Source organism: Helicobacter burdigaliensis, from assembly GCF_003670295.1.
Lineage (GTDB): Bacteria > Campylobacterota > Campylobacteria > Campylobacterales > Helicobacteraceae > Helicobacter_D > Helicobacter_D burdigaliensis.
In genome coordinates this window covers 1-518 of record NZ_QXJG01000061.1, presented here as the reverse complement: position 1 = coordinate 518, position 518 = coordinate 1, and the positions used below count along the sequence as shown (strand labels likewise).

General features: G+C 29.5%; 1 protein-coding gene. It reads left to right on the top strand.

Translation table 11 applies throughout. The annotated features are described in order from the left end of the window. On the top strand, positions 1 to 518 hold a 518-nt coding region (locus EBF09_RS09035), incomplete at both ends, for a filamentous hemagglutinin N-terminal domain-containing protein (RefSeq protein ID WP_121764749.1).

Below are 518 nucleotides of genomic sequence, written 5' to 3'. Positions count from 1 at the left end.
AGCATTAGCATAGTAGCTTCTATACTCTTATCTAATCAATTAGTATTAGCTAATCCTAATACTAATATCCCTAAAGGTTCTTTACCAAATGGAGGAAAATTTACAAATGGAAGTAGTGGAAGTATTACAGAGATAGCAGGTGGTAATAAGGGTTGTCAAGGTTATAGTGGTTGTATGAATATTAGTGGTAATAATAAAAACAATGTTATAGCTTGGGGTGGAGGATTTAATATAGGCAATGGTTATAAAGTAAATTTTGAAGAAGGAAAGAATGGAGGAAATAATTATTTAAATTTAGACTATTCAAAGAATCCTTCTAAGATTGCAGGATTATTAGAAGGAAATAATAACAATATCTTTATTGTTAATCCTAGTGGAGTAATAGTAACAGAAACTGGAAGTATTAATGCAAATAGATTTGTAGCTTCTACTACTCCTATTGATGAAACAACTCTTAATAATTTTAAAAATGCAAATCAACAAGGTAAATTAGCTTCTTTCTCTCCTGTCTTTAAACC